The sequence below is a fragment of the Leptospira weilii serovar Ranarum str. ICFT genome, from assembly GCF_000332415.1.
GTDB classification, from domain to species: domain Bacteria; phylum Spirochaetota; class Leptospiria; order Leptospirales; family Leptospiraceae; genus Leptospira; species Leptospira weilii_A.
In genome coordinates this window covers 84245-109235 of sequence record NZ_AOHC02000038.1, presented here as the reverse complement: position 1 = coordinate 109235, position 24991 = coordinate 84245, and the positions used below count along the sequence as shown (strand labels likewise).

Here is a 24991-nt window from a genome sequence, read left to right as displayed (position 1 = left end):
ACAATGACGTTCAATACAAAAATAATCACCTTAACGACAACAATTTTCCTCCTTTTATCCGCCTGCACAAGCGGTCAAAAATCCCTGGATTCCGCTCTTTCTCAAGAGTCCGCAATTCGTTCTAAAATTCAAACGATCGATTCTCAACTTTCATCCTCTCAGTCGGATGAAAAAAAACGTTCGTCCTTGCTCATGGAAAAGGCGAAGTTACTGATTCAAATCGAATCTTACAAGGAAGCGACCGTCGTTTTAAAGGAAATCCAAAATTCTAAAGAAGGAAAAGGTCTGGAGCACTTGGACCATTATCTTGGGACCGCGTATTTGGGAATCAACGACACGGAAAACGCGATCGTTCATTTTAGAAAGTCCGAGTCCGTCGATAAAAATTACGAGTCCACAACTCGTAGAAAGATGTACGCAAAGGCTCTTTATCAAGAGGAAAAATACGGCCTCGCGCTCGGCATTTTAGGACGCGCATCCAGAGAAAAGGATTTTGAAAAAGACATTCTCTTTTATGAAACCGTTACCAATAGTTTTATGCGGATCAAGGAATTCAAAAGATGTCAGATGGTTTTGGAAGAGGGACTTCAGAAATTTCCGGAAAGTCCGGTTCTGAAAGAAATCCAAGAACAACTCTCTCAGGTTCTCCCCAGATAACTTCCCACAATCGAACATTCGATCGATGGCGCCGAGTCAGACAAAAGCTCGGCGTTTTTGCTTCCGGCGATCTCGTTCGTTTTTTCGGGTCCTTTTTCGTTTTTTTAAAAGAAAATCGAAGAACCAAAATCATACTGATTCTTTTTCTTTCGGCGGTTTCGATTCACGCGATCGTTGTGGAATCCGTCGGTTATTACGTACGAACCCGTCTTTTGGACCTTCGAGGTTTAAAGGAACTTTCCAGAAATTTTATCAACAAAGAACTCGGTCGCGCCGTAACTCTGGGAGTTGTGGATTACGATTTTCCGAACTCGGTCGTGTTCGAAGACTTTCGGATTTCTTCCGACGAGGATTTCGCGCTCAATCATATTCTTTTTCGAACCAATAAGATCCAGTTTCGCCTCGGAGGTTTGTGGAAGGGACAACCTTTCGTTCGTGGGATCGTCGTAAAAGATTCTTCGATCAATATCGATCTGCAGGATCAAATTGCGGGAGAACTCATCGGTTATATTCAAAAGATCAATATTCCCGAAATCCGTTTGATGAATACTACGGTTACGGTTTCGCAAGGCGGGGAAGAGATTCTGAGCGCGTTGAAAGGAATCGACATTATCATCACCAAACGGCCCGAAGGTGTTATCGTCGCGGTCGGAGATTCCTTATTTCCTTTTCCGTATTCCAGATTTATCCAGGGAACTTTCGAAACCAAGTTCGATTCGAACGAATCTAAAAGTAGTTTCCGTTTTCAGAATGTAAAAGCGGAGAAGGTTCGCGGGATCTATTCCTTGTTCGGAAAAATCGCTCCTTCTTCCGGAAAGATTTCCGGAGAATACGAAATCGTTTTGAACGGAAAAAAAGTTTTCGTAAAAGGAAAAAATCAATTCACGAACGTGTCCGGAAAAATCCTTCAAGACCTGCCCTTGGGTCTGAAAATTCCGGATCTGAAAGACGCGGATCTTGTTCACGAGATGGATTTGACGTTAGACGAAACCGGAGAAAAACAGATTCATATCTTTACAAAAGAGGGCAATCTGTTTCGTCTAACGTACGGCCTGAATCCGAAAAAACTCGCAACCTGGGAAATTTTTGCGGATTGGAAGAATATTCAAGAATTAAAATCTATTTTTCAATTGCCGGGGGATCTGGAAACTCTCGAAGGTCGGTTGAACCTGAAAGGAAAATGGGAAGAATCCGGAAATTACGGGGATTGGATCAAAAGTAACGTTTCCCTGAATCTTCTGGGTTTTCATTGGAAGGATCCTTTTTTAGATCTCCGACTGGAAGAGGCGGATTTTAAGGTTCTTCCGGGAAATCTTTTGGAGTTCGACGCAAAAGGAAGTCTGTTTCAAGAATCGATTACAACCCGGATTACCGGTAAAACCGGTTGGAAAAAATCTCCTCGGGCCAACGGAGCCTTTTTTTATCCCTTATACAACGATTGGAAATGGGATCTCGAATTGGATCGAGTTTCGGTGAAGGATTTTCTGCCGGTTTATCATTCTTGGAAGAATTGGATTCGAACCGATATCAAAACCCGGCAGGAAAAATTGGTTCCCGAAATTCGTTGGACCAGAACTCCATTTTACAAATATCTAATGGAGTATTTTACGTTTACCGTTCAATGGAAATTGAAGTCCTTTCGACTTAAGGAAAAAGATCTGGGAAGATTCGCTCTGAGCGGAAAGGTGGTTCCTTTTTTTTCAAGACTGGATCTGAAAGGATTCCGAGATGAAAATCCATTCGTGGAAGCGTTTGCAAACTTTACCTTCGGCCAGGACAATCCGTATTTTGATTTGAGACTTAAGATTACCGAAATGCCTTGGGAAGAACCTGCGAACGGTTTCTGCGGATCTTGGATCGTTCCAGAAACGGTTACCTCGGATACTACGATTCGTTTTTTCGGGGACGACTTTTTAGCGCTCCATAATTCTTTGAACGTTTTGCATAACGTGAGTTTTAATCGTTCCCGTTTTCAGGATAAAAGATCTCTTCCTTTAAATCTTAGGGAACCTTTTGATTTCGGATACGAACACAACCTTTTACCGACCCTGTCCTATTACAGAAACGTCTTTTGGAAAAACGAAACGGCGGATTTAAAAGGTTATGGGGCCGTGGAAGGCAACCGAGTAAGAATCAGCGCCAACGGAAAGTTGAACGATACCTATATCAGTAGAAAATTTAAGGAGGAGGCCGGGGAATGCAAACTGGAATCAATCGGAGACAGATAATTCTGATTACGACCGGAGTTCTTTTGGCGATTCTGTCGGCGTTCGGCATTTATCTTTTTATTTTCAAAAATCCTAATATACCCGTCGGTAAAAGCGCCGAATCGAAAACCGATTTGATCGGAACCTGGAGGGTTTCGCCGATCGTTCCTGCGATTCAAATCCGATTTATCAGCGATAGGGAAGCGGTTCTTTTGGAAGAACGTTCCGAAACCAAGTTGTATCTTATGGAAGACGGCGAAGGTCTTCAGCTTAGAAGAAGAGGGGAGGAAACTCCCAGCGGTTATTTTTTGTTTCGCGAGTTGAAAGTCGATACTTGGCAAGGGCTTTGGGGCGACGATCTTGTGGTTTTAAAAAGAATTTCTTCGGATTAAAATTTGATTTTTTAAGAGGAATTGGTATGGATTTAAAATTTACGGTGCGGACTAAAATTCAAAAACCGTTGGAAGAGGTTTTCCAAGCCGTCTACGATCCCAAACATTTGAGCGGTTATTTTACGACCGGGGGCGCGAGCGGTCCTTTGACGGCGGGAGCCGAGGTAATTTGGAAATTCGCCGACTTCCCTTCCGAAAATGACGAAGGAGTTCGCGTATTCGTAAAGGAAGTGATCCCGAATTCAAAAATCGTTTTGGAATGGGACGCGCACGAAGGAAGTTACGAGGGTGAAAACGAACTGCTTGCGACCGGAGGTTACAAAACTCGCACGGAGATACTTTTTGAAACCTTGGACTCGAACAATACTCTTTTGAAAATCACCGAATCGGGTTGGAAAGAATCCCAGGCTGCGTTAGACGGTTCTTACATGAATTGCCAAGGTTGGATGAATATGAGCTGCTGTCTCAAAGCGTATTTAGAATACGGGATCAACTTGAGAAAGGGATTTTTTTAGATTGGTTGTGTTCGTTTTAAACCTATATTAACGTTATTTTAAGGATTTTATTTTTGCGTTTCTTAAAATATAATACTATTGAAATATACTAAAACTCTAAATTTATATCTGCTGTTCCGGGTTTCCGGATTCCTGTCCCGTTTTTTTCGCAATTCCTTTGATCAGCTTCGTGATTTCTCTCGAAGCGTGTCTGGATGAGTTTTCGCTGCCTAAGGCTTCTTTCACTTTACGAACGTCTTCGATCGTTTGGGTGCGGTATTTTTTGTTATCCAAAAGTGAAATCGATTCCTCCACGATATGCGGCGGAGTGCATTCCGCCTGAACGAGTTCTCTGCAGATTTCCTTGCCGGAAAGAATGTTCACAAGTCCGATATGAGGAGTCCGGATAAAAAGAGAACCGATCACGTAAGTGAACATGCTGACTTTGTAAAGTATCACCATGGGTTTTTCGAAATAAGCCACTTCCAAGGTGGCGGTTCCGGACGTAACCAAAACCAGATCTGCGGCTTCGATTGCACGAAGAGATCGATCGAACAAATATTCGATTTTTAGATTGGGATATTTCGTTTTTACGAGTTCGATCCGTTCGAGGATGTAAACTTCTTCTTTTTGATTGATGTTCGGTAAAAGAAAGCGGATTTTCTTTTTCTCCGTTTCATAATGATCGGAAAGTCGGCCTGCGGTTTCCAAAAGATCGCTTAAGATTCTTCTAATTTCTCCGCTCCTGGAACCGGGCATAAGCGTAATCGTGGAATGAAAATGAGTTTTGTCTTCCGGGTCGGGAATGAGAGTTTCCTTTCGGATTTTTTCCCTCAAACGAACCGCAAGAGGATGACCCACAAACTCGCAGGGGACTCCGTAACGATCATAGATTTCTTTTTCAAAAGGGAAAAGCACGAGCATTAAATCGACGTTATCTCGGATCGTATAAATCCGATCGAACTTCCAGGCCCAGAGTTGAGGAGAAACATAAAAGACCACGGTGATTCCAAGTTTTTTAAGTTCTTTGGCAAGACGAAGATTAAAACCGGGATAGTCGATTAGGATCGCGTGAGTGCAATTTCTTTCGACGGCGACGTCGATCAATCTTCCGATCAAGGATTTTAAAAATCTATACTTGAAAAGAATCGCGGAAAAACCGATGATCGAAAGTTCTTCCATGGATTCGATCGAAGTAAAACCTTCTTCGATCATTCTTTCTCCGCCGACTCCGAACGTTTCCAGATCGGAAAAGTTTTTTCCCAGTTCTCGGATCAATTCCCCGCCCAAAAGGTCGCCCGAATGTTCGCCTGCCAACATCAGGATTTTCGGATCGTCCTTTTTGTTCGAAACAACGGGAGCGCGTTTGGGTTGGCTACCGGATTTTTTTGATTGTAGAGTTGATTTTCGTAAGGTTGCCATTGCCGATACTCAAGATGTGGATTTTTAGTTTTTCCGCAAGGTTAATAAATTCTTTTGGATGTACGATGATCGTCTCTCCGGTGCGAAGAGCCAAGGTCGTGCAGTTGTTTTCATACATCGTTTTCAGAGTGTTTTCTCCGACCGTGGGAAGATCGAAACGGTGATCCTGATGTAGTTTAGAACTTTTGCATACGGTTGCTTTGCCTTTTTTGGCGTAAGAACCTCCCCGTTGAATCGCAAGATCCGTGCCCTCCACGGCTTCCACCGCAAGAACGGATTTATCCAGAACGACCACAGTTTGACCGATGTCCAGTCCCGCCATCTTTTCCGCGTATTCCATACCGAAAGCCACGTCTTCCAGTTCTTTTTTGTTCAAGGTTTTTTTGGTAAACCTTCCTTCTGGAAGAAATAGGGATTGTAGATAGGTTTTTTGGGAGATGATCTCGATTTTTTCTTTTGCAAATTCGTCCGAAACCGTTTTGAAAATCGAATAATCGTGTTTGTTGATCATTCTGGCGAGAAGAACGATCGCTTTCAGATCGAATTTCAAATTTTTGAATATGATTTCTTTTTTTACCTTTCCGAGCAGAAGAAGCCGATCTATATTATGTTTTTTGCATAACTTTATGAGAGCTCCGATTTTGACGATATGAATCGGAAGGTTGCGGTCTCCGTAGTTACCCGCATGAAAATCGGATTCGATGATGGAAAGAAAAATAGGATCTTCGCCCGCGGAGAGAGCCTCTTTCATTCCGATATGGGGCAGTTCTCCCGCTCCGGCAAGAATTCCTAATCTTCCCAAAGGAAAACCTTATTCCGAGGAAGAACCGGAAGGCGTCGCAGATCCGGAGGATTCTCCGGAGGGAGCGCTTTTTTTGTAGTCGGTCACGTAAAAACCGGTTCCTTTGAAGATGATTCCGGAACCGTTGGAGATCATTCTTTCCACGTCTCCTTTTTTACCGCAAAGATGACAATCTTTGACGGGTTCGTCCTTCATGGAATGGAATTGTTCGAACGTTTGTCCGCAGGCTTTGCATTTATAGTCGTATGTCGGCATGGATTTTCTCTATTCGTATATTCTAATTTACTATTTCTTATGGAACGAATTTGAACTGAAAAACGCTCAAACTCGAGTCCGAATTTTCTCTCGCCATCGGAAGGCAAAGTTTCCATCGTATTCCCGAATTAGTATCGATCGTTTCCAGGGAATCGATTCCGGATAAAACGTTTTTTTCGGAAACGATCAGACCGCCCTGAAATCCGGAACCGCCGTTTTGAATACGGATGCGAAATCTTTTTTTGGCAAAATTGTCTCCGGTGATGTATCGATTCCGGTTGATGGAAATACTTTCCTTGTCCATTTCGATCTCGAAGGCCTTATACAAATCGCCGGGAGAACCGGCTAACAAAGTAAAGACGGGAATCGTTTCGTCTCCTCCTAAAAAGGACGCGTAAAATTCCAAATCCCGAAACGGTTCTTCCACCGAACGACAAACGGAATCGTACTTGTTTTTGGAAGAATGTAGAACGATTCCCGTATCGCCGTCGAGAGCGATTTTTTCAGTCGGATGGTATTCTCCCTGAAATCCGTTCGGCGCGGAAATTTCTTTCCAGGATTCAAAATCCCAAACCGGAGATCTGTCCAACGCACGGAAATATTCTTCCATCGTCTGTGAGATCGAAAGATCGGAAGAAACGTTTTTTAAAAAACCGGAAAAGATCCAACCCACGTTTCCGTTTTTTAAATCCAATACTTGATTCCAGTTTCCTTTTTTACCCGCGATGGTTTCGGTTCGTAAATCTCGATCGAGTATGAACACGGTTTCCCCGCCTGTAAATTGAAAGGCGATCGGGTTTTCGGTTCCGGGCCCGGTTCTTACGTTTAAATTTTTCCCTTCGATCTCCGCCTTACCGCCGTTAAACGGAGAGTCCTCTCTTCCCGAAAAGTATTCGAGCAGTTTGGAAAGTTTGGATCTTCCGTTTTCATCCAGCTCGCGTGCGGAGCCCGCCGAAAGCGATTTGAGCAGAGCTTGGTTGTATTCGTTATAAAGAGGAAGAGGATTGGATGAAATTAATTTCAAAAGATATCTGGAAAGAATGTCCTGCGTTTCGTATTCCGCGGCTAGGGTCAGCTTTTTACAAAGCGCTCTCGTTTTGAGAAAGGAGCCGTCCGGTAAAAAGGAAAAAAATCTGTCTTCGAACGTGAAGATCGTTCTTCCTCCGACTTCTCTTTTAAAAAATTTGAGCCCGGATTTTTCGGCAAACTTGGAGACGACCTTTTCTTTTTTTTCGGAGGTTAAGGCTAAAAGTCCGAAGTTGTATTCCGCCAGAGACATGGACGCGTAAGAATAATCTTCCAAGTCGGGATCTTTTTTTCCCAGAACTTCTAAAACCACGTCTTCCCAATTTCCTTTGGAGAAATTTTTATAAACGGAATCGGTTTTGCGAGTTAGGATTTTCCAAACCAGAAAACCGAGTAGAATAGAGGCGAAAAAAAGGCCGAGGGCTACAAAAAAACTCTTTCTCAAGTTTTACCCCGGCCTCCGGTCAATCTAAGTGCGGAAGAAGTTTGTCCCGATCCACTTGAAAACGTTCGAGTAATGCGTTTTTAGCAAGATGGTAACGCAGCAGATCGATGTTGAAATTCACTCTTGCTTGTGTCAGTCGGAGCTGGTCTTGAACGTGTGTGTCTAACGCGTTCTTTACCGAAACCGCATCCGCTCTTCCCTGACGGAAACTTCTTAAAACTCCGTTGTAGTAGTTTTGAGTTTCCCTTTCGGTGGTGATGTTGTTCTTATAAATTCTGTGACTGGCTTCGAGGGCTTCGATGCGGGTTTTTACGTCGTCCCTCACTTCGTTTTTGAGTTCTTCCTCTTTCAGTGTCGCCTGACGCATACCGATATTTGCGTCCCGAACGCCTGCGTAAATCCCCTTGTCGGCGAGAGGGTAAACAAAATTCATTTGCCCGGTCCATTCTTTATACTTCGTGGTTGTGATCCCTTGGTTGGAATCGGAATAGTTATCCTGAGGGGAAATGACGTTCTGTGACTGACTGGCGCCGGTGCCGGAAAGCGTCAGAGTGGGAAGACGATCGTTGTTTGCATTTTTCAACGCCGCTTCGGCGATTTCCTTTTGTTTGAGAGCGTTTAAAAAGTCGGCTCTGTGTTTATAAGCATATTCTAAATCTTTTGTATAGTCCGGCTTTTCGACCAGTTCTTCCAAAAGATTGGTTTCTTCGGAAAGGGAAGTTCCGTCCGGAATCTTAAGAGAACGTACTAGTTTACGTTTCGATTCTTCCTTTTGAACTTGGGCGGTTTCCAATTGGTTTTGGGCCTGAGCCAAAAGAGCGTTCCACTGGTTGACTTCGAAACTTTCGGAAAGTCCGAGACCTTGTTTACGAGCGGTAAGATTGCGGATGTTCTTCGTGTTTTCCACGAGTTGTGTGTATGTTTTGACGGCTTGCGTTTTGATGGAATAGTCCCAGAAGTCAACGAGTGAATCTACGATAACCGCTGAAATTTGCTGAGAAACTTGGTTTTTCATCATTTCCGCTTGGGATTCTAAAATTTTAACTTCGTTTCTTCCCTTATAACCGAATGAATTTTTGAGCAAGTCTTGGCTGATGGTCGCTCTTACAAATCCCGTATAAAGAGGAGGAATTCCCAAAGCGGAAAATCCGGACGGAGTTGTCGCCGGGTTTTCGAACGCGTTCGAGTCGAATCTTCTATTTCCGGCTTCCACTTTGAAGTAGGTTCCGGTGGTTTGGAAAATCTTTTCGATCCCACCTTTGATGGTATCGTCTGAGATTTTCGTTCCTGTGAAAAAGTTCGCTTGGTTAAAAGGAAGAATGGACTGGCTGGATTTTCCGTCCGCTACCAATCTCCAAGAATACTTGGAATCGTTTTTTAAAAAGTTCGTATCCGATTTTGCGAGTTCGTAACGAAGATTTTGCAGGTTGTAATTGCTCTCTAACGCGCGTTTGACGGTTTCCTCGGTGGTCAATTTAAGAACGGCGGAACCGTCCGCAAAAAGAGCCGTAAACGGAAGAAGAACGAAACTGCTCAAAAGAATTCCGACGCCCGTTCTTTTTAGAATCCACAGTTTAGAATTTTTGTTTTGAATGTTCATTCCGTTCTCCTTCTTGGCTTTTGAACTTGAGATACAAATACAGTAGGCCCCTGATTAACCCAGAGCCTTCTTCATTTTTTCTCCGACTTCCGCGATGGACTGGCAAACTTGAATGCCCGCTTCCTGCATCGCTTTCATCTTAGAAGTGGCGGTTCCGAGACCACCGCTGATGATCGCTCCCGCGTGACCCATTCTTTTGCCCGGAGGCGCCGTTTGACCAGCGATAAAACCCACGACCGGCTTTTTTACGTAATTCTTGATGTATTCCGCGGCTTCTTCCTCGGAAGTTCCGCCGATTTCTCCAATCATCACGATTCCTTTGGTCTCAGGATCTTCGTTTAACAATTTGATCGCTTCCGTGTGATTCATTCCGGGAACCGGATCTCCTCCGATTCCGATACAAGTGGATTGTCCCAGACCTTGTTTCGTAATCTGAGCCACGGATTCATACGTCAGGGTTCCGGAACGGGAAACGATTCCCACGGAGCCGGGGCTGTGGATAAAACCGGGCATGATCCCGAGTTTTTGTTTGGCCCGAGGAGTGATCACTCCGGGGCAGTTCGGTCCCACGAGTTTTGTTTTAGAATTTCGTAATACACTGTAAACCTTCAGCATATCGTGTGTGGGAATTCCTTCCGTGATACAAATCACGAGAGGGAGTTCTGCGAAAATTCCTTCGATGATCGCGTCCGCCGCAAATGCGGGGGGAACGAAAATGACGGCGGCGTTTACGCCTTCGTTTTTTATGGAATCGTGGATTGTGTTGAATACGGGAACCTTATCTTCCCACTTGCTTCCGCCTTTTCCGGGAGTGACCCCGGCGACAACTTTCGTGCCGTAAGCCAGCATCTGTGTCGCGTGAAAAGAACCTTCCTTACCGGTGATTCCCTGAACTACGACTTTTGTATTTTCGTCTACTAATACTGCCATGTGTGTTCTCTCTTACCCAATCAGTTTGGCAATGGTGTTTGCCGCTTCGCGGAGGTCGTCGACTCCGGTAATTTTCAGTCCGCTTTTATTGAGGACTTCTCTTCCAAGTTCCGAGTTGGTTCCTTGGAGACGAACCACGAGTGGAACCTTGAGATCGACCGCTTTAGCCGCTTCGATGATTCCTTCCGCGACCATATCACAACGAACGATTCCGCCGAAGATGTTTACGAAGATTCCTTTTACATGCGGATCACCTAGGATGATTTTAAATCCGTTGGTTACTGTGGTTTTGCTGGCCCCACCTCCCACGTCGAGGAAGTTGGCAGGCTCGGCGCCTGCGAGTTTTACGATGTCCATAGTTGCCATCGCGAGCCCCGCGCCGTTTACCATACAACCGATGTTTCCGTCTAACTTCACGTAGTTGAGGTTGAACTCAGAGGCTTGTACTTCGAGAGGATCTTCTTCGGAGATGTCGCGAAAAGCGGCGTTGTCCGCGTGGCGGAAGAGGGCGTTTTCGTCCAGGTCCATCTTACAGTCGCCCGCGATGATTTCATTTTGTTTGGTAAGGATGAGAGGATTGATTTCCAAAAGGGAAGCGTCTTCTTGGATGTAGGCGTTGTAGATCGCAGACAGAAGGTTCTGGAAAGACTTGTGGGATTCGGCGGGAAGTCCGAGTTCGAATGCAAGTTGTCTGGCTTGGTTGACTTGGAGTCCGATTCCCGGATCGATCGCGATTTTCAGGATTTTTTCCGGATGAGTTTCCGCGACTTCTTCGATTTCCATCCCACCTTCCGTGGAAGCCATAACGATGGTTTTGCGGATGGAACGATCGAGTAGAATGCTTAAATAGTATTCCTTTGCGATATCGATTCCCTGTTCCAGATACACTTTCAGGACTTTTTTTCCTTCGGGTCCGGTTTGGGGAGTGATGAGTTGCATGCCGAGGATTTTGTCTACGGCTGCGATTGCGTCTTCTTTGGTTTTGGTTACTTTAACACCGCCGCCTTTTCCACGTCCGCCGGCGTGAATCTGAGCTTTTACTACTACGACAGAACCGCCGGTTTTGGAGGTAACTTCGTCATGGGCTTTGGATGCGTTTTCTTTTTTATCGATAACGACTCCAAAAGGTACGTTGGCTTTGTGCCTTCTCAGGATTTCTTTTGCCTGATACTCGTGAATTTTCATGAATTAACCTTCATTGAACTTAGTTCAGTGCTTTTTAGGAGGTACAAGTTTTCTCAAAATTTATAATGTTTTCGGTAGGAACTTTGGTGTCAGTAAAAAATTGAAAAGACGGGCGCTTCGAGTGACGAGAGGTTAGATGGATAGGGGTTGTTCAGATTTTTCCGATTGAATCGGGGTGACACGGAAAAGATCCGTCGGTCGTTGCATTCAAAAATTTCTAGGAGTTCCTAGATTTTACGAATCCCGCAAAGTTTTGCTCATAACTGTAAAAGGTAGCGCGGGAACGTGCAAAAGGATCGTTTGATCGTCGCGGCAGGGGATCGAAGCGAAAATACTGCAATGCGACATGCATTCAAAAAAAATTTACGATAACAACACTACTCCATGTTGCTTTGCAGATTGAAGCGAAGAGCCCGGTCCGACTCTCTCGCTTATAAGCGAGAGAGTCGGAGCCGCCCATAACATCTCACCGCTCGCCACTAAAATCTGCCGGCTAATATTTGATTTTCAGAGCGCGACTTGGAAAAAATACTGGCAATCGATGGAAAAAGACGCCGTCTCCCTACAAGACGCCCTGGAACACGGGCTTACCGCAGAAGAGTTTCAGAAAATTCAAGAAATCTTGGGAAGAATTCCGAACTCCACCGAACTCGGAATTTTTTCGGCGATGTGGTCGGAACATTGTTCTTATAAAAACTCGATTCTAAAATTAAAAACTCTTCCGACATCCTCGGATAAACTGCTCGCCAAAGCGGGTGAAGAGAATGCGGGCGCGATGGACATCGGCGACGGGCTGGCCGTGGTTTTCAAAATCGAAAGTCACAATCACCCGACGGCGGTTGAACCTTACCAAGGAGCCGCGACCGGTGTCGGTGGAATTATGAGAGATATTTTTACGATGGGCGCCCGTCCGATCGTATCGCTGAACTCTCTCCGATTTGGAAATCCGGACGAACCCAGAAATAAATATCTTCTTTCTCGCGCGGTAAAAGGAATCGGCGACTACGGAAACTCGCTCGGGATCGCGGTGTCGGGCGGTGAACTTTTTATCGATGAATGTTTTTCTAAAAATCCTCTCGTGAACGCGATGACCGTCGGAATTGTTCGGCACGATCAGATGGCGAGCGCGACCACGGGCGGCCAGATCGGAAACGCGGTTTATATCGTCGGAGCTACGACCGGAAGAGACGGAATTCACGGGGCTTCCTTTGCGTCCAAAGATCTTTCTAAAGAATCCGAATCCAAACGTTCCGCCGTGCAAGTGGGCGATCCGTTTATGGAAAAACTTCTCATGGAAGCGAGTCTCGAAGCGATTCAAAAAGGGCTTTTGATCGGAATTCAAGACATGGGAGCGGCGGGAATTTCTTGTGCGACTTCCGAGATGAGCGCCAAAGGCAAAACGGGAATGAAGATCAATCTGGATCTCGTTCCGTTTCGCGAAACGGGAATGAACGCTTACGAAGCGATGCTTTCGGAATCTCAGGAAAGAATGCTCGTCGTTCCGAAAAAAGGAAAAGAATCCGAACTCGTATCTATATTCGAAAAATGGAATCTAAATGCCGTGAAAATCGGAGAGATCACCGGAGACGGTATGATCGAGATTTATAGGGACGGAAAACTCAAAGCGAAAATTCCCGCCGAATCGCTCGTGTTAGGCGGGGGCGCCCCGCGTTACGAAAGAGAAACGAAACGTCCTTCTTATTTGGATGCGGTAAAAACTTGGAAGGCGGATTCGATTGCGGATATCGGTTCCGGCAAGAATACAACCGAAGTTCTCATTAAAATTCTTTCTTCTTGGAATGTATGTTCCCGAAAACCGATCACGGAACAATACGATAGCGAAGTCGGCCTTGTGAAACTCATCGGCCCCGGATTGGACGGAGGATTGTCCTCGATCCCCGATACGGAAAAGGCGCTTGCGACCGCAACCGATTGTAATTCCAGATATACTTATTTGGATCCGTATAAAGGAGCGGAGTTTGCCGTCTGCGAATCGGCTCGAAACGTATACGTAACGGGTGCGACTCCTTACGGAGTGACGAACAATCTCAATTTCGCAAATCCTTATATTCCGGAAAACTATTACATGTTTTCGGAATGTATTCGCGGGATGGGGGACGCTTGCCGTTTTCTCGAACTTCCCGTGACCGGAGGGAACGTATCTTTTTACAACGAATCTCCCGAAGGACCGATTTTTCCGACGCCTACGATCGGAATGGTGGGGATTTTACAGGATAAGAAAAAACTTCTTTCTAACTTTCCGAAAGAAGAAGGAATTGAACTCGCGGTTCTCGGAAATTTTCGTCCTTCTTTAGGAGGAAGCGAATACTTGAAAAAAATCCACGGCCAAGTCAACGGAACCATACCGGAACTCGATATCCAAGAAGAATTAGAACTTTGTAAACTGATTCTTTCTTTGAACGAAAAAGGAATCTTAAAATCCGCGAGAGACCTTTCCCTCGGAGGAATCGGGATCGCTCTTTCCAAAACGGTTCTTTTTTCAGGACTCGGAATTGCGGCGGACTTAAGCTCGCTCAAACAAAATCGTTTGGATCTGACTCTTTTTGGAGAATCGTCCACTACAGTTTTAGTCGGATTCAACCCCGCTTTGAAAGAAGAAATTCGTAAACAAACGGAAGCGCAGGGACTTAAGTTTTATTCCGTAGGAAAAACGACTACCACCGGAGTTTTGGAAATCAAGGACTTCGGAGTGAACGTTTCGTTTTCCGAGTTGAGCGAACCTTATGAGAAAGGTTTAGAGGCGATCTTCGCTTTATAAAAAAAGGAACAGAAGAATGAGTTTTCCAGTATTAAAGAAACGTATTGCGATCCATAACCAACACTTGGATCTTAAGACAGATCCGTCGGAATTACGACAATCTTCTGTGAAAAGGTCCGCCCCACCCTTGATTTTGGGTGGTGGGCGAAACTCAATTTCGCTCTCTATGAGTCGCGAAATAGGCGGCGGGAAGACTCGGAGGTTTTTCTTTATCAGAAAATCATACTTTTTGCAAGTAAAAAGTATGATTCTTGTCGGAACACTTGAAAAATTCGCGTTTTTGATCCTTTTTATTCCAAAAACCTTTCAACTTGTAGGTAAGGTTATGATTGCGATCGGGTGGCTTTTTTTTGCTTCGATTTTTTGGATCGATTGTAAAAAGACTGCGGAAGAAATTTTAGGAGAAGCCAAGGCAAGTCCTTCCTCCGTTCTCCTCTTGGATCTTGGAATGCAGAAATTGTCTTCGATCCCCGAAGGAATATGCAGTTTTCCTAATTTGACAAAGTTGGATCTTAGGCTCAATAGTTTGACTTCTCTTCCCGAATCCGTCGGAGAATGTAAGAATCTGGAACAGCTGAATCTTTTCGGAAACGATCTTACGACGTTTCCCGCATCTTTTTCTAAATTAAAGAATTTGAAAGTGTTGCTCGCGGGAAACAACGACCTTACCGTTCTTCCTTCCGAGCTTTTGTTTTTACCTCGGATCAAAACTCTCTATTTGGATCAAAACAAGATCACACTTACGGAAACGGACGTGGAAATTCTCGCTTCTCTTTCCGAATTGGAAGAATTGGATCTGAATCTAAACACGGGTATCAAAACATTACCTTCCAATTATGGGAAGTTAAAGAGTCTGGCTCGTTTAAAAAAATTGAATATTAAAAAAACATCATTGAAAGGCGAGGACGCCGAAAAATTACAAGCGATTCTTCCGAATACAAAAATCGACTATTGATACGACTATGAGCGAAACCCAAAAAGAAAATCCGTATTCTTCCACAGTAATTCTTCCTAAGACAGACTTTCCGATGAAAGCCGATCTTGCCAAAAGAGAACCGGCTCAAATTCGATCCTGGAAAGACGGTCAGATCTTTCGGAAGATGCGAGAAAACCGAAAGGGAAAGAAAGAATTCATTCTTCACGACGGCCCTCCGTATGCGAACGGAAATTTTCACTTGGGTCACTCTCTCAATAAAATCTTAAAAGACACGATCGTTAAGTCCAAGGCGCTCGCCGGTTTTTATACGGACATGATTCCGGGTTGGGACTGTCACGGACTGCCGATCGAAGTTCAGGTTTTGAAGAATTTAGGAAAAAAAGCCCGCGAAACCGGACCCGAAGAACTCAGACAACTCTGTAGAAATTACGCGGAAGAATTTGTCGGGAAACAAAGCGAGGATCTAAGTCGTTTTCTATGTTTCTGGGAAGAAGGACGAATCTACAAAACGATGTCTCCCGATTTCGAGGCGAGAATCGTAGAAGTATTCGGCGAACTTTTTCAAAAAGGTTACGTGTATCGAGGTAAAAAACCGGTTTATTGGTCGATCGACTTAGCAACCGCACACGCCGAGGCCGAAATCGAATACTATCCGCACGTTTCCCCTTCGATCTACGTGAAGTTTCCCGTTGTCGGAGAACAAAATCGTTTTTGTCTGATCTGGACGACCACACCCTGGACTCTTCCCGCAAATCTCGCGATTTGCTTTAACAAGAAAATTGAATATTCCATTTTTAAAACGGAATCCGGAGACGAGCTCATTCTTGCGGACGGTCTCGCGGAGAATGTTACCAATACGACGGGTGTGTCGCTTAACAAAGTGAAGCCGATTTCCTCGGACGAGTTGGCGGTTCTTAAATTTCAACATCCTTTTATCGATCGTGTTTCCGTTCCTTTGTTTGGGGATCACGTAACTCTCGAAGCGGGAACCGGATGTGTTCACACGGCTCCGGGACACGGACAAGACGACTACAGGGTCGGATTGGCGGCGGGTCTCGAACCGTTCTCACCCGTGGATGATTACGGAAAATACACGGACGAATTTCCATTGATGCAAGGGAAAAAAGTTTTTGATGCAAATCCGGAGATCATTCAGCTCTTGAAAGACAAGGGTTTACTTTTGTATCACAGCGAGTTTGAACATTCTTATCCTCATAGTTGGAGAAGTAAAAAACCTCTGATTTTCCGCGCGACTCCACAATGGTTTTTTAAAATGGATTTTAACGAATTGCGTGAAAAATCCTTATCTGCGATCGACGGGGTTCAATGGATTCCTTCTTGGGGAATTACAAGAATTCGTTCCATGGTGGAAACGAGACCGGATTGGTGTTTATCTCGTCAGAGAAACTGGGGAGTTCCGATTCCCGCTTTTACCTGCGAATCCTGCGGCCAAACTCATATCGATAGCGCTTCGATTCAATTTTTTACGAAGATGGTTCGTGAAAAAGGAATCGAAATCTGGTATTCCGAAAAAGCAAAGGATCTTCTTCCGCCTAACGTTCGATGCGATCAGTGCGGGTGCGATTCTTTCAAAAAAGGAAACGATATTCTCGACGTATGGTTTGACTCCGGAGTTTCCAACTTTGCGGTGTTAGACGAAAGAAACGGAGAACCTCCTGCGGATTTGTATCTCGAAGGATCGGACCAACACAGGGGTTGGTTTCAATCCTCTCTTTGGCCTTCTATGGCTCTGAGAGGAATTCCACCTTACAAAGCGGTGTTGACACACGGTTATGTTTTGGATGAAAAAGGTCACGCGATGTCCAAGTCTCTCGGAAACGGAATCGATCCGACGACGGACGTCATCCAAGTATATGGGGCCGACATTCTAAGATTGTGGGTCAGTTCTTTGGATTTTAGAGACGATATCAAAGTAGGGAAGGAATCATTAAAGATCGTATCCGAACAGTATCGTAAAATCAGAAACACGTTCCGTTATCTTTTGGGAAATTTGGACGGTCATACTTCCGAACAAAATCTTCCTTTTGAGGAATTGGAAGAACTCGATCGATTTTATCTTTCCAAACTCGCACAGTTTGTGGAAGACGCGGCCGCGAGTTACGAAACGTATCAGTTCCATCAGATCTATCAAAAGTTGATTTTATTCTGCACCGTTACCTTGTCACAGGATTACTTTGATATGATCCGGGATAGGATGTACTGCGACGCGAGAGATTCCAAAACGAGAAGATCGTCCGCGACCGCTCTTCAGTATATTCTGGAAACGTTATGTATTCTTACGGCTCCTATTTTGAGTTTTACCGCCGAAGAAGTCTGGGCTTCCAACGGAAAAAAAGATTCCGTCTTTTTACAAACATTCCCCGATTTAAAATCTTGGAAGAATCAAACTCTCGAAGATAAATTCGAATCCGCGCTTTCCGCGCGAGAAGCCGTTCAAAAGGCTTTGGAGCTTGCGAGACAGGAAGGCAAACTCGGGAAGTCCCTCGAGGCGGGACTTGAAATCGTATCTAAAAACGGAGTGAACTTGAGCAAACTACTTCCTAAGGAAACGCTCGAATTGCTCTTTGTGGTTTCTCAGATTCATGAAAAAAATCCGGGAATGGAAATTCTTTCTTCGCACGAGAATGAAAAATTTTCCGTGAAAGTTTTGAAACCGCTTCAAGGCGAATGCCCTCGTTGTTGGAGACACACGGAAGATATTTTCACGTCGGGAGATCTCTGCGGTCGTTGTAAATCCGTCGTAGGTTGAGTTTTTAGAGGGGGAAGTTTCCCCCTCGCTGCAAACGCATTCGCGTTTTCCGCTACCCCCTCTCCGGGGAATTTTTTTGTTAAAACCCCGGACCCAATCTCGCGATCCATAGAGAGCGAGATTGCCAACGAGCAGCGGAGCGTTGCGAGTGGCTCCCAACGAAGTTGGGAAATCTTTGTTGAAACACAAGGAAACCTGCATATTCAGAAAATCTCCTAATGCCTAACTCCTAGCCCCTAATCCCTAACCTGTATATTCAGAAAAACTTCTAATCCCTAGCCCCTAGTCTCTAATCCCTATAACCTGCATATTCAGAAAATCTCCTAATGCCTAACTCCTAGCCACTAATCCCTAACCTGTATATTCAGAAAAACTCCTAATCCCTAGCCCCTAGCCACTAATCCCTAGCCACTATAACCTGCATATTCGGAAAAACTCCTAATACCTAACCCCTAACATCTAAACCCTAACCCTCTTGTGCGACGAAATTCATCGACTATTTTGAAAATAAATAAAGAATATCTTCCTGCATTTCCGAAAAGAAAACTTCGGTTGTACTTTGCAGTTTGACTTTTAGAATATTCTTGAATTCGAAATTACTTTCCATAACGTTATCATACCAGTGTAATAACAGACCGAACTCTTTCGAAGAATTGGAAGTGAATACTTCGGAAATTAAATTGTACCAAAATCTTTCTTCCGTCAAGTTTAGATTTTTTATATATTCCACTTTTGTATCAATTTTAGATTGATACGAATCTTTTTCCTTTATCCATCTGTTGATTTTAGTCTTACTCCAACCTCGTTTCTGCAATTTACCGATTTCGGCGTTCGTGGAAGGATGAATGTTTTTCTTAGGCCGATTTAACTTTCCTAACGCGGTTTCGCAATCGCAGATGCAGGTAGTAGGTTTAAAGTAAAAATACCGATCGGATAATCGTTTTTGAATATAAGGATTGTTGATTTTACCGATATCCAATCGATGGTTTTGAAGTACGGTTTGTAAGATTTTGATATTCGTAGAATTTGGGACTACGGAAGTGATATAATAACACATTACAATTTCGTTTTATACAATTCAAAAAAACCGTTTCGCCTTTGTTTAAAACGTAAGACTTCCGTCCGCGCTCGAATTGGAAGAACCTTATTTTCTTTCTATAGAAACCGAACTTTATGAAAACCGTTCAAGTAAAAATAAGATCGTTAAGATCAACCGCCGGGGCGATCGTTTTCGTCGGTTAGTTTGCGGATCTCGTTTCGTTTTCTAGGTTTAAATTTATACTGATCCAATTGTTCCGGATTGAAAATCACCCATTTTCGATTCGGAATGTTTCGAACCGATTGAAATTGAACGGTCCCGTTATCGCTAATTTCGGTCCCGTCTGAAACGTGGGCGAGGGTGATCGCTTTGATATCCGTCCAAAGAGAAAATTCCAGTCCGACCTTTTTCTCTACGATTTCCCTTTTGATTTTTCCGAAAACGACGTTGATTTTATCTTTTTCGCCCCAGATAAGAGCGCTAGTCGATTCTTCCAGAGAAACGACCGATTGAATATCGTCGTATTTTGAAATCAAAACTAAAATCTTATTTTCGGGAAGAGACTTGATGACGAGGGGAAGATCTCTCGCGATGATTTCCAATTCTCCGTCGGAAAAAACGTGATCGGTAAAAAAACCGAGAGATGATTTTTTGATATATTTCAGATTTCCTAAAAGATCCTTCCACTGCTCGGAAGTGAGTTGAGAAGGATGAGCGAACGGACCCGGTGTAATCAGCTCCTCGAACAGATCGACCTTGGAAGGATGGATCTGAAAATAAGCCACTTCTTCGGAATTGTAGATCAGGTTCGAATTGGTGGGCCAAAAGAAAATATTTCTTTCCTGAACCCAAGAACACTGAACGAACCAAAAGATAAAAAATAAAAAGGGGAATTTGAATGTATGTTTCATTTGGAATTTTTATCCACAAACTCTTGAAAAATCGGATACTTGTTTAGAAACTCCTCGCTGCTATAAAGGTTCACGATTTTGTCCAGTCCCGATAACCGAAACACGGAATTTAGAGATTTATTAAGGCCGAAAATATTCACGGTTCCGTTTTTTTCGCGGATTTGATTTCTTACTTTGATGATAATACCGATTCCGGAGGAGTCGATGAATTTGACTTTTCCTAGAAAAAAACTGACTATTTCCGGGCTTCCCGTTTTCACGGATTCTTCGAATTCGGAATGAAAGTCCCTCGAATTATCCATGAGAATATCCTCAAGAACGCTAAGAACGATATGTTTCTCTCGTATCTCGCTTCGGATGATCATCAAATCGAAAAAACACCCGGAAGAAAGGTCTGTCAAGAAGTAAAATGAAACAGTATCTTTCTTGATTTATTTCCTAGAACTGCAAATTTGAACTGAGACGTGGGATTCCAAAGGTTGCATTATGGCTGAGTTTGATAAAACGAAACGCTCTATCGGAGTAAACAATCTGGATGATAAAGCCAGAAAAGAAATGTTTAATAAATTCCAGTCCGCCGGCGGAAAAGTCGTCAGCGAAAAGGATAAAAAGAAAGAGGAAGCCGCATCCGGTAAACAACCTAATATTCGTCAAGGCCAGAGAAGTCAGGCCGGTGGATCTTCTCGCGGAGCCTCCTCCCGTTCGGGAGCGGGGAAAGAGGGAGGACCGAAAGGACCGAGCCCGAGGGACAGAAAGGCTCTCGAAGACGAAATGGGAAATTTCATCAATCGTTTTTCCGTCCGCGTTAAATGTTGGTTGGGAAGAGTGACCGGATTTTCCTCATCCGACTTATTGCCCTCTTTTTTATCCGAGTTCAATCTCTCCGGAAAAAAATCCCTGTTGGAATTGAACTTTGTAGGGAACGATATCCTTGGAAATCCGGCATACGCGAAAAAAATCGCAAAAGAACTCGACGCTCAGAACCCGATTTACATCGAACTTTTGGGTAGAATGCATAAGATTTACGATAACGAAGAAGTGAGCCAGGTGATCGAGCCGCATAACGCAGCCCCGGATCTGCCGGTATCGATTTCGAGAGTTAAGGATCCTTTATATTCCATTTTTAGAAAATTATACTATGTTTATCCGTTTCAGGGAAGTTACGTAAAGGCCATCAGCCTAGGATACGCTTCCTTGGAAAAATTCGAAGGGAAACCCGCAACTATCTACAATACGAAGAAAAAACGCGCCCTCCAGGAATTCGATTATCTGTTCGGAACCTTATTCGAAAAACTTTATCTCGTCGTCCTTAGGAACGAAAACAAAAACATTCCTCTCTTAAGCAATTCCATGGAAGCCGTACTCGGAATACTTCCCGAAGAAAAACCGGGTCATAGGGAACAGGGGGAAGAATTAGATGAAATTTCCGGAGGCGCCGCGCCGGAAGAGGACGCACCCGCGGAGGAAAAAAAAGAGGAAACCAATCCGGAAGATTCTCTCAGCAAAGAACTCAAATACGGTTTGAAATTGATGAGAATGCTTCCTCTGGACCAGCTTCGTAAAAAACACGATCCGAGAGGAGAATACGAAACGATTCCTTCCGCGGATAAGGCGTTTTTAACCTGGCTTTTCTTTAAGGAGTTCGACGCCGAATATTCTTTCGTGATGACCACCAAAAAGATCGATATAAAACCCACCATCGTAAACGGCGCCAAGGTGGACTATCGGGAAAAAATGATCGATCACTACGAGACAACTCGGGCTTCGATCGAACAATTTAGGATTTACGATCAATATTATAAAGAACTAAACAATCATCTTAAAAATCCGGGCGCCAATTACATAGAGGCTTCTAAAAAAACCACCGCTCTGGAAACGAAAAGAAGTCAACAATCCAGAAACGTTCGTGTGACCGTTAAGGAATTTGTGGAAAAAACGGCCGAGATTTTGGAAAAACTCATCGCAGACATGAAATCCAAAAAAGAGATCGTTACCAACATGGACGAAATTATGACCTTGGACATGATGGAATCGAAAAGAAGGCTGAATAAAAAACCCATCAAACAGTGTATTATGGAAGCGTATTGTTTTGCGATCGCGTTTGCGGGCCGACTTGAAAACGGGGATCTATTCGGCGGAGTGACCGAACTGACTTCCGAAGATATGGAAAAAGAATTCGGCATCAAAACGGAACAATCCTCTTCCGCAGAACCCGATCTGGGAGTTCCGGGAGCCGGCGGGTCGTCCGGTTCCGGCGAAACTTCCGAAAACCTAGATGCGGATTCTTTAGGCGTGGATCCTTCGATCTTAGGCGACTAAAAGGCGAATTCGATTTTGGCATCCGCAAAGGTTACGCTTTTTCAAAAGCATATCAACAAACCGATTTCGAAAGATCAGAAATCGAAACTTTCGAAGGAAAAATCCGACTTTTTACTTTTACCGGAGTATTTTCCGTTTTACGATTTATCCTCCTCACCGGACAAACTTTCCGAAAAATCAAAGTTACTTTCCGACGAACTCTTGCAGATTTCTGAATATTATAAAGGTGTAATTATCGGCGGTTCCCTATTCAGAAAGGACGACTCAGGCAAACTAAAAATCAGCGTTCCGATCATTCAGGACGTGGTAATCGTGGATTGGTACGATAAACGGGAACTTTTCCCCGAAGAAAACGCCGCCGTTCCGGGCGACGCGGAAACGATCTTTATCATGGGCGGTTTTCGTTTCGGAATTGTGGCGGGAAGGGAAATCGCAAATTCCGAACGTTTAAAAGAATTAAAATCTCAGAATGTAAATCTTCTTTTTCATATCGATTCCGTTTTGGAATCCGATTCCACTCACGCACAGGATTTGGAACGTTATGTGAAATTGTCTTCTACATACGGAATTTTTATCGCGAGAGTCGGGGGAGTGGGCGCCGCGCTCGGTCGGATCGGCATCGGTAGAAGCCTTTTATCCACTTCTTCCGGTGTGAATTGGAAGGTTGCGGAATCGGAAAAGGACAAGGAAGTCGTCAAAACCGTAATGATCAACGGAGTGAACGGGTTATTTTGACGGTTGAAAATCAAATTTAAAATCTTTCTTGACGACGCACAATTTGTGCGTCTAAATTAAGATATGAAAGAAGCCAATATCAGAGATATCCAGCATAACTTTTCGAAAATATTGGAATGGATTGAAGACGGGGAAGAGGTATATGTTCTGCGAAGAAAAAAAGTAGTCGCAAAAATAACTTCGTTTGGTCTTCTTTCAAAACAAAAAGTTTCCTTACCCGAATTTTATAAACGTGCGAAAACTAGGATCGGCTCCGCAAAGGGAAAATCCATCAGTGATTTGATTCGGTCCGATCGAGAGAGTGGAATTTCGTGACGTACGTGGACACGAGCGTTTTGGTAAAACTTTATTATCCCGAAACCGATTCCAAAAAAGTCTCCACATTCTTTGAAAAACGCGGGAAACCGATTTCGATCACGAATTTGCACGTATTAGAATTGGAAAACGCTTTTAACTTAAAACTGTTTCGTAAAGAAATTCAAATTCAAGAAATCAAACTATTAAGAACGGATTTTGAGTCCGATCTTACAAACGGAATTTTGGAACTCAAAAACGTCTCCGGATCCGAATCTTTTCAAATCGCAAAGGATCTTTCCGGGAAATTTACTTTCAAGTTAGGCGCTCGTTCTTTAGATATTTTGCATATAGCTCAGGCGATTTTTTTAAAAACCGAAGAATTTTATTCTTTAGACATAAAACAGATCGCGCTAGCGAAAACGGCCGGATTGAAGGTAATAAAACCCTTGGCCTAACGTTTTTATCAAAAAATTAAGAACTTGTCCCACGTTTCAAGTCGCTAGGGGTTAGGAGTTAGGAGTTCCGGCGTTTACATACATTACAATTTCTCCGATTTTATTCATAACGGCAAGAAAGAGAGGCGAGTTTTACCGTTCGTTTAAAAACATAGGAGTTCCGGCGTTTATAGGTTTAGGCGGGTTTTAATTTTAAGATACGTTTTAGGGAAACCTTATAAAATGAATCTTTAATTCGATGACGACCACCTAACAGTAATTTTACGAACAATCCGATCCTTAAGATCTTTATATTAGGATTTTATAGAAGTTCTCTTAGAGCTACTGTTGAATTTTTTCGTTGGTTCCGCTTTTTTTCAGGATCAAAACTTCCAAGTCGGTCAATTTTTGTTTTCTTACTTCTTCTAATGGAGTTCTTCCTTGTATGTCCGCGACGTTCGGGTCCGCGCCCAATTCCAATAATTTTTCCGCTAAGGAGACTCTCTTTTTGAGGATTGCCTGCAAAAGAGGTGTGATCCCTTCCGCGTTTCTATGATTTACGTTCGTTCCGGCTTTTACGAGAAGTTCGGGGATTCGCGGATCGATATCGGATTCTTCCGAAAGAAAATGGAACGCGTTGTCTACTCCGGTTTGAATCTGTTTTCCATCTTGATTCTTATCCTGCAAACGGCTGGTGTAATCCGGTTTTGTGCCGTTCTTTAGAAGAAATTCCAAAATGGAAAAATTTGCGGGAGAAGAACCGGCTCCACATGCGAGGAAGAGTGGAAATTCTTCCGGACTTCCCTTATCAAAGTTCACGTCGGCGTGATTCTCGACGAGAAACTGTACAAGTACAAGATTCCCGTGACGGATCGCCACGTTTAATATGGAAACGGAAACCGTTTTGGTTTCGTTGATCTTGGAAGGATATTCCAACTTGGCTCCGGATTCGATCAACCGTTTCGGAACGGCGAGGTCGTCTATGTCCAAAACCTTTACATCCAAAAGTCCGGATAAACTTTCCAGCAATACGGAACTTCCGTCCTTGTCCTGAGCGTTTACGTTTGCTCCCGCACGAATCAAAACTTCGGCGACTTCGGGCCTATGATCCGCGAGCATCAAAGCCGTTTTACCTCTCGAATCGGTCGCGTCCACGGCGGCCCCCGCTTGGATTAAGAGCTGTGTTTTTTTAGGATCTCCTTCCTGAACGGACCTTAAAAACTCGCTGTCGAGTACCGGATCGGCCAATAAAAATACCGGAAAGATTAAAAGGAAACAAGGGATTTTATGAATTCTTGAAATCATCGTTTACCAAAAACCATCTATAGTTATTCATTCGGATTTTTTGCTGCGTG

The 24991-nt window shown here is 43.8% G+C and carries 21 protein-coding genes; 10 read left to right on the top strand and 11 right to left on the bottom strand.

Annotated elements, in window-relative coordinates; all coding sequences use genetic code 11:
- The first annotated feature begins 3 nt into the window (after positions 1–3).
- The 4 genes from LEP1GSC060_RS12950 to LEP1GSC060_RS12935 are packed head-to-tail and all read left to right on the top strand — an operon-like array spanning position 4 to position 3771.
- The gene (locus LEP1GSC060_RS12950) at positions 4–657 is read left to right on the top strand and encodes a tetratricopeptide repeat protein (RefSeq protein ID WP_003005179.1); all 654 of its coding nucleotides are present in this window, start codon (positions 4–6) and stop codon (positions 655–657) included.
- Positions 561–2885 carry an LIC_12586 family protein gene (locus tag LEP1GSC060_RS12945; protein ID WP_230458331.1) on the top strand — a complete coding sequence of 775 codons (2325 nt, stop codon included), beginning with the start codon at positions 561–563 and terminating at the stop codon, positions 2883–2885. Before LEP1GSC060_RS12950 ends, LEP1GSC060_RS12945 begins: the two co-directional genes overlap by 97 nt.
- Positions 2855–3256 carry a hypothetical protein gene (locus tag LEP1GSC060_RS12940; RefSeq protein WP_003005458.1) on the top strand — a complete coding sequence of 134 codons (402 nt, stop codon included), beginning with the start codon at positions 2855–2857 and terminating at the stop codon, positions 3254–3256. The genes LEP1GSC060_RS12945 and LEP1GSC060_RS12940 overlap by 31 nt, the downstream gene beginning before the upstream one ends.
- 26 nt (positions 3257–3282) lie before the next feature.
- Positions 3283–3771 (top strand): SRPBCC domain-containing protein, encoded by a 489-nt coding sequence (locus LEP1GSC060_RS12935; RefSeq protein WP_003005304.1) that lies wholly within the window; start codon positions 3283–3285, stop codon positions 3769–3771.
- 102 nt (positions 3772–3873) lie between these two features.
- Here LEP1GSC060_RS12935 and lpxB read toward each other — a convergent pair whose 3' ends face one another.
- From lpxB to sucC, 7 genes are read right to left on the bottom strand one after another with little or no spacing between them, the layout of a single operon-like run.
- The gene (lpxB, locus tag LEP1GSC060_RS12930; protein ID WP_003005163.1) at positions 3874–5172 is read right to left on the bottom strand and encodes a lipid-A-disaccharide synthase; all 1299 of its coding nucleotides are present in this window, start codon (positions 5170–5172) and stop codon (positions 3874–3876) included.
- Positions 5126–5974 carry an LpxI family protein gene (locus tag LEP1GSC060_RS12925; RefSeq protein WP_003005394.1) on the bottom strand — a complete coding sequence of 283 codons (849 nt, stop codon included), beginning with the start codon at positions 5972–5974 and terminating at the stop codon, positions 5126–5128. The genes lpxB and LEP1GSC060_RS12925 overlap by 47 nt, the downstream gene beginning before the upstream one ends.
- A 9-nt stretch (positions 5975–5983) precedes the next feature.
- Positions 5984–6229: an FmdB family zinc ribbon protein gene (locus LEP1GSC060_RS12920; RefSeq protein WP_003005223.1), complete on the bottom strand. Its 246-nt coding sequence runs from the start codon at positions 6227–6229 to the stop codon at positions 5984–5986.
- 37 nt (positions 6230–6266) lie between these two features.
- Positions 6267–7700, bottom strand: a complete 1434-nt coding sequence (locus tag LEP1GSC060_RS12915) for an SH3 domain-containing protein (RefSeq protein ID WP_003005415.1) — start codon at positions 7698–7700, stop codon at positions 6267–6269.
- Positions 7701–7719: 19 nt separating this feature from the next.
- A complete protein-coding gene (locus LEP1GSC060_RS12910; protein WP_003005166.1) occupies positions 7720–9300 on the bottom strand; it encodes a TolC family protein in 1581 nt (526 codons plus the stop codon).
- 54 nt (positions 9301–9354) lie between these two features.
- On the bottom strand, positions 9355–10230 hold the full coding sequence (gene sucD / locus LEP1GSC060_RS12905; RefSeq protein ID WP_003005385.1) for a succinate--CoA ligase subunit alpha: 876 nt from the start codon (positions 10228–10230) through the stop codon (positions 9355–9357).
- Between the two features lie 12 nt (positions 10231–10242).
- Positions 10243–11415: an ADP-forming succinate--CoA ligase subunit beta gene (gene sucC, locus LEP1GSC060_RS12900; protein ID WP_003005354.1), complete on the bottom strand. Its 1173-nt coding sequence runs from the start codon at positions 11413–11415 to the stop codon at positions 10243–10245.
- Positions 11416–11956: 541 nt separating this feature from the next.
- On the opposite strand from sucC, the gene purL reads away from it, so the two are divergent.
- Positions 11957–14194 (top strand): phosphoribosylformylglycinamidine synthase subunit PurL, encoded by a 2238-nt coding sequence (gene purL / locus LEP1GSC060_RS12895; protein WP_003005204.1) that lies wholly within the window; start codon positions 11957–11959, stop codon positions 14192–14194.
- Positions 14195–15156: 962 nt separating this feature from the next.
- The gene (gene ileS / locus LEP1GSC060_RS12885; protein WP_003005419.1) at positions 15157–17901 is read left to right on the top strand and encodes an isoleucine--tRNA ligase; all 2745 of its coding nucleotides are present in this window, start codon (positions 15157–15159) and stop codon (positions 17899–17901) included.
- A gap of 496 nt (positions 17902–18397) precedes the next feature.
- Here ileS and LEP1GSC060_RS12880 read toward each other — a convergent pair whose 3' ends face one another.
- The 3 genes from LEP1GSC060_RS12880 to LEP1GSC060_RS12870 form a co-directional block, all read right to left on the bottom strand.
- Complete coding sequence (locus LEP1GSC060_RS12880) at positions 18398–18958, bottom strand: hypothetical protein (protein WP_003005138.1); 561 nt, start codon at positions 18956–18958, stop codon at positions 18398–18400.
- Positions 18959–19110: 152 nt separating this feature from the next.
- Entirely contained in the window at positions 19111–19851 is a 741-nt protein-coding gene (locus tag LEP1GSC060_RS12875) for an LA_1326/LA_4305 family lipoprotein (RefSeq protein ID WP_003005426.1), read from the bottom strand.
- Positions 19848–20216: an STAS domain-containing protein gene (locus tag LEP1GSC060_RS12870; protein WP_080634569.1), complete on the bottom strand. Its 369-nt coding sequence runs from the start codon at positions 20214–20216 to the stop codon at positions 19848–19850. Before LEP1GSC060_RS12870 ends, LEP1GSC060_RS12875 begins: the two co-directional genes overlap by 4 nt.
- 121 nt (positions 20217–20337) lie before the next feature.
- Between LEP1GSC060_RS12870 and LEP1GSC060_RS12865 the strand changes: the two genes are divergently transcribed.
- The 4 genes from LEP1GSC060_RS12865 (at position 20338) to LEP1GSC060_RS12850 (ending at position 23657) form a co-directional block, all read left to right on the top strand.
- The gene (locus LEP1GSC060_RS12865) at positions 20338–22170 is read left to right on the top strand and encodes a hypothetical protein (protein ID WP_003005129.1); all 1833 of its coding nucleotides are present in this window, start codon (positions 20338–20340) and stop codon (positions 22168–22170) included.
- A 15-nt stretch (positions 22171–22185) separates the two neighbouring features.
- Positions 22186–22905 (top strand): carbon-nitrogen hydrolase family protein, encoded by a 720-nt coding sequence (locus tag LEP1GSC060_RS12860; protein ID WP_003005444.1) that lies wholly within the window; start codon positions 22186–22188, stop codon positions 22903–22905.
- A gap of 63 nt (positions 22906–22968) precedes the next feature.
- Positions 22969–23220: a type II toxin-antitoxin system Phd/YefM family antitoxin gene (locus tag LEP1GSC060_RS20600; RefSeq protein WP_003005125.1), complete on the top strand. Its 252-nt coding sequence runs from the start codon at positions 22969–22971 to the stop codon at positions 23218–23220.
- Positions 23217–23657 carry a type II toxin-antitoxin system VapC family toxin gene (locus LEP1GSC060_RS12850; protein ID WP_003005402.1) on the top strand — a complete coding sequence of 147 codons (441 nt, stop codon included), beginning with the start codon at positions 23217–23219 and terminating at the stop codon, positions 23655–23657. The genes LEP1GSC060_RS20600 and LEP1GSC060_RS12850 overlap by 4 nt, the downstream gene beginning before the upstream one ends.
- A 321-nt stretch (positions 23658–23978) precedes the next feature.
- Here the strand turns inward: LEP1GSC060_RS12850 and LEP1GSC060_RS12845 are convergent, their stop codons facing one another.
- The gene (locus LEP1GSC060_RS12845) at positions 23979–24941 is read right to left on the bottom strand and encodes an ankyrin repeat domain-containing protein (RefSeq protein WP_003005101.1); all 963 of its coding nucleotides are present in this window, start codon (positions 24939–24941) and stop codon (positions 23979–23981) included.
- Positions 24942–24991 lie beyond the last annotated feature (50 nt).

What these genes read in the sequence shown, in the direction of transcription:
- LEP1GSC060_RS12920 (WP_003005223.1), bottom strand. Translation starts at nt 6,229, where the DNA reads ATGCCGACATACGACTATAAATGCAAAGCCTGCGGACAAACGTTCGAA.
- LEP1GSC060_RS20600 (WP_003005125.1), top strand. Translation starts at nt 22,969, where the DNA reads ATGAAAGAAGCCAATATCAGAGATATCCAGCATAACTTTTCGAAAATA.
- LEP1GSC060_RS12870 (WP_080634569.1), bottom strand. Translation starts at nt 20,216, where the DNA reads ATGATCATCCGAAGCGAGATACGAGAGAAACATATCGTTCTTAGCGTT.
- LEP1GSC060_RS12940 (WP_003005458.1), top strand. Translation starts at nt 2,855, where the DNA reads ATGCAAACTGGAATCAATCGGAGACAGATAATTCTGATTACGACCGGA.
- LEP1GSC060_RS12875 (WP_003005426.1), bottom strand. Translation starts at nt 19,851, where the DNA reads ATGAAACATACATTCAAATTCCCCTTTTTATTTTTTATCTTTTGGTTC.
- sucC (WP_003005354.1), bottom strand. Translation starts at nt 11,415, where the DNA reads ATGAAAATTCACGAGTATCAGGCAAAAGAAATCCTGAGAAGGCACAAA.
- LEP1GSC060_RS12950 (WP_003005179.1), top strand. Translation starts at nt 4, where the DNA reads ATGACGTTCAATACAAAAATAATCACCTTAACGACAACAATTTTCCTC.
- LEP1GSC060_RS12935 (WP_003005304.1), top strand. Translation starts at nt 3,283, where the DNA reads ATGGATTTAAAATTTACGGTGCGGACTAAAATTCAAAAACCGTTGGAA.
- LEP1GSC060_RS12910 (WP_003005166.1), bottom strand. Translation starts at nt 9,300, where the DNA reads ATGAACATTCAAAACAAAAATTCTAAACTGTGGATTCTAAAAAGAACG.
- sucD (WP_003005385.1), bottom strand. Translation starts at nt 10,230, where the DNA reads ATGGCAGTATTAGTAGACGAAAATACAAAAGTCGTAGTTCAGGGAATC.
- LEP1GSC060_RS12865 (WP_003005129.1), top strand. Translation starts at nt 20,338, where the DNA reads ATGGCTGAGTTTGATAAAACGAAACGCTCTATCGGAGTAAACAATCTG.
- purL (WP_003005204.1), top strand. Translation starts at nt 11,957, where the DNA reads ATGGAAAAAGACGCCGTCTCCCTACAAGACGCCCTGGAACACGGGCTT.
- lpxB (WP_003005163.1), bottom strand. Translation starts at nt 5,172, where the DNA reads ATGGCAACCTTACGAAAATCAACTCTACAATCAAAAAAATCCGGTAGC.
- LEP1GSC060_RS12845 (WP_003005101.1), bottom strand. Translation starts at nt 24,941, where the DNA reads ATGATTTCAAGAATTCATAAAATCCCTTGTTTCCTTTTAATCTTTCCG.
- LEP1GSC060_RS12945 (WP_230458331.1), top strand. Translation starts at nt 561, where the DNA reads ATGTCAGATGGTTTTGGAAGAGGGACTTCAGAAATTTCCGGAAAGTCC.
- ileS (WP_003005419.1), top strand. Translation starts at nt 15,157, where the DNA reads ATGAGCGAAACCCAAAAAGAAAATCCGTATTCTTCCACAGTAATTCTT.
- LEP1GSC060_RS12880 (WP_003005138.1), bottom strand. Translation starts at nt 18,958, where the DNA reads ATGTGTTATTATATCACTTCCGTAGTCCCAAATTCTACGAATATCAAA.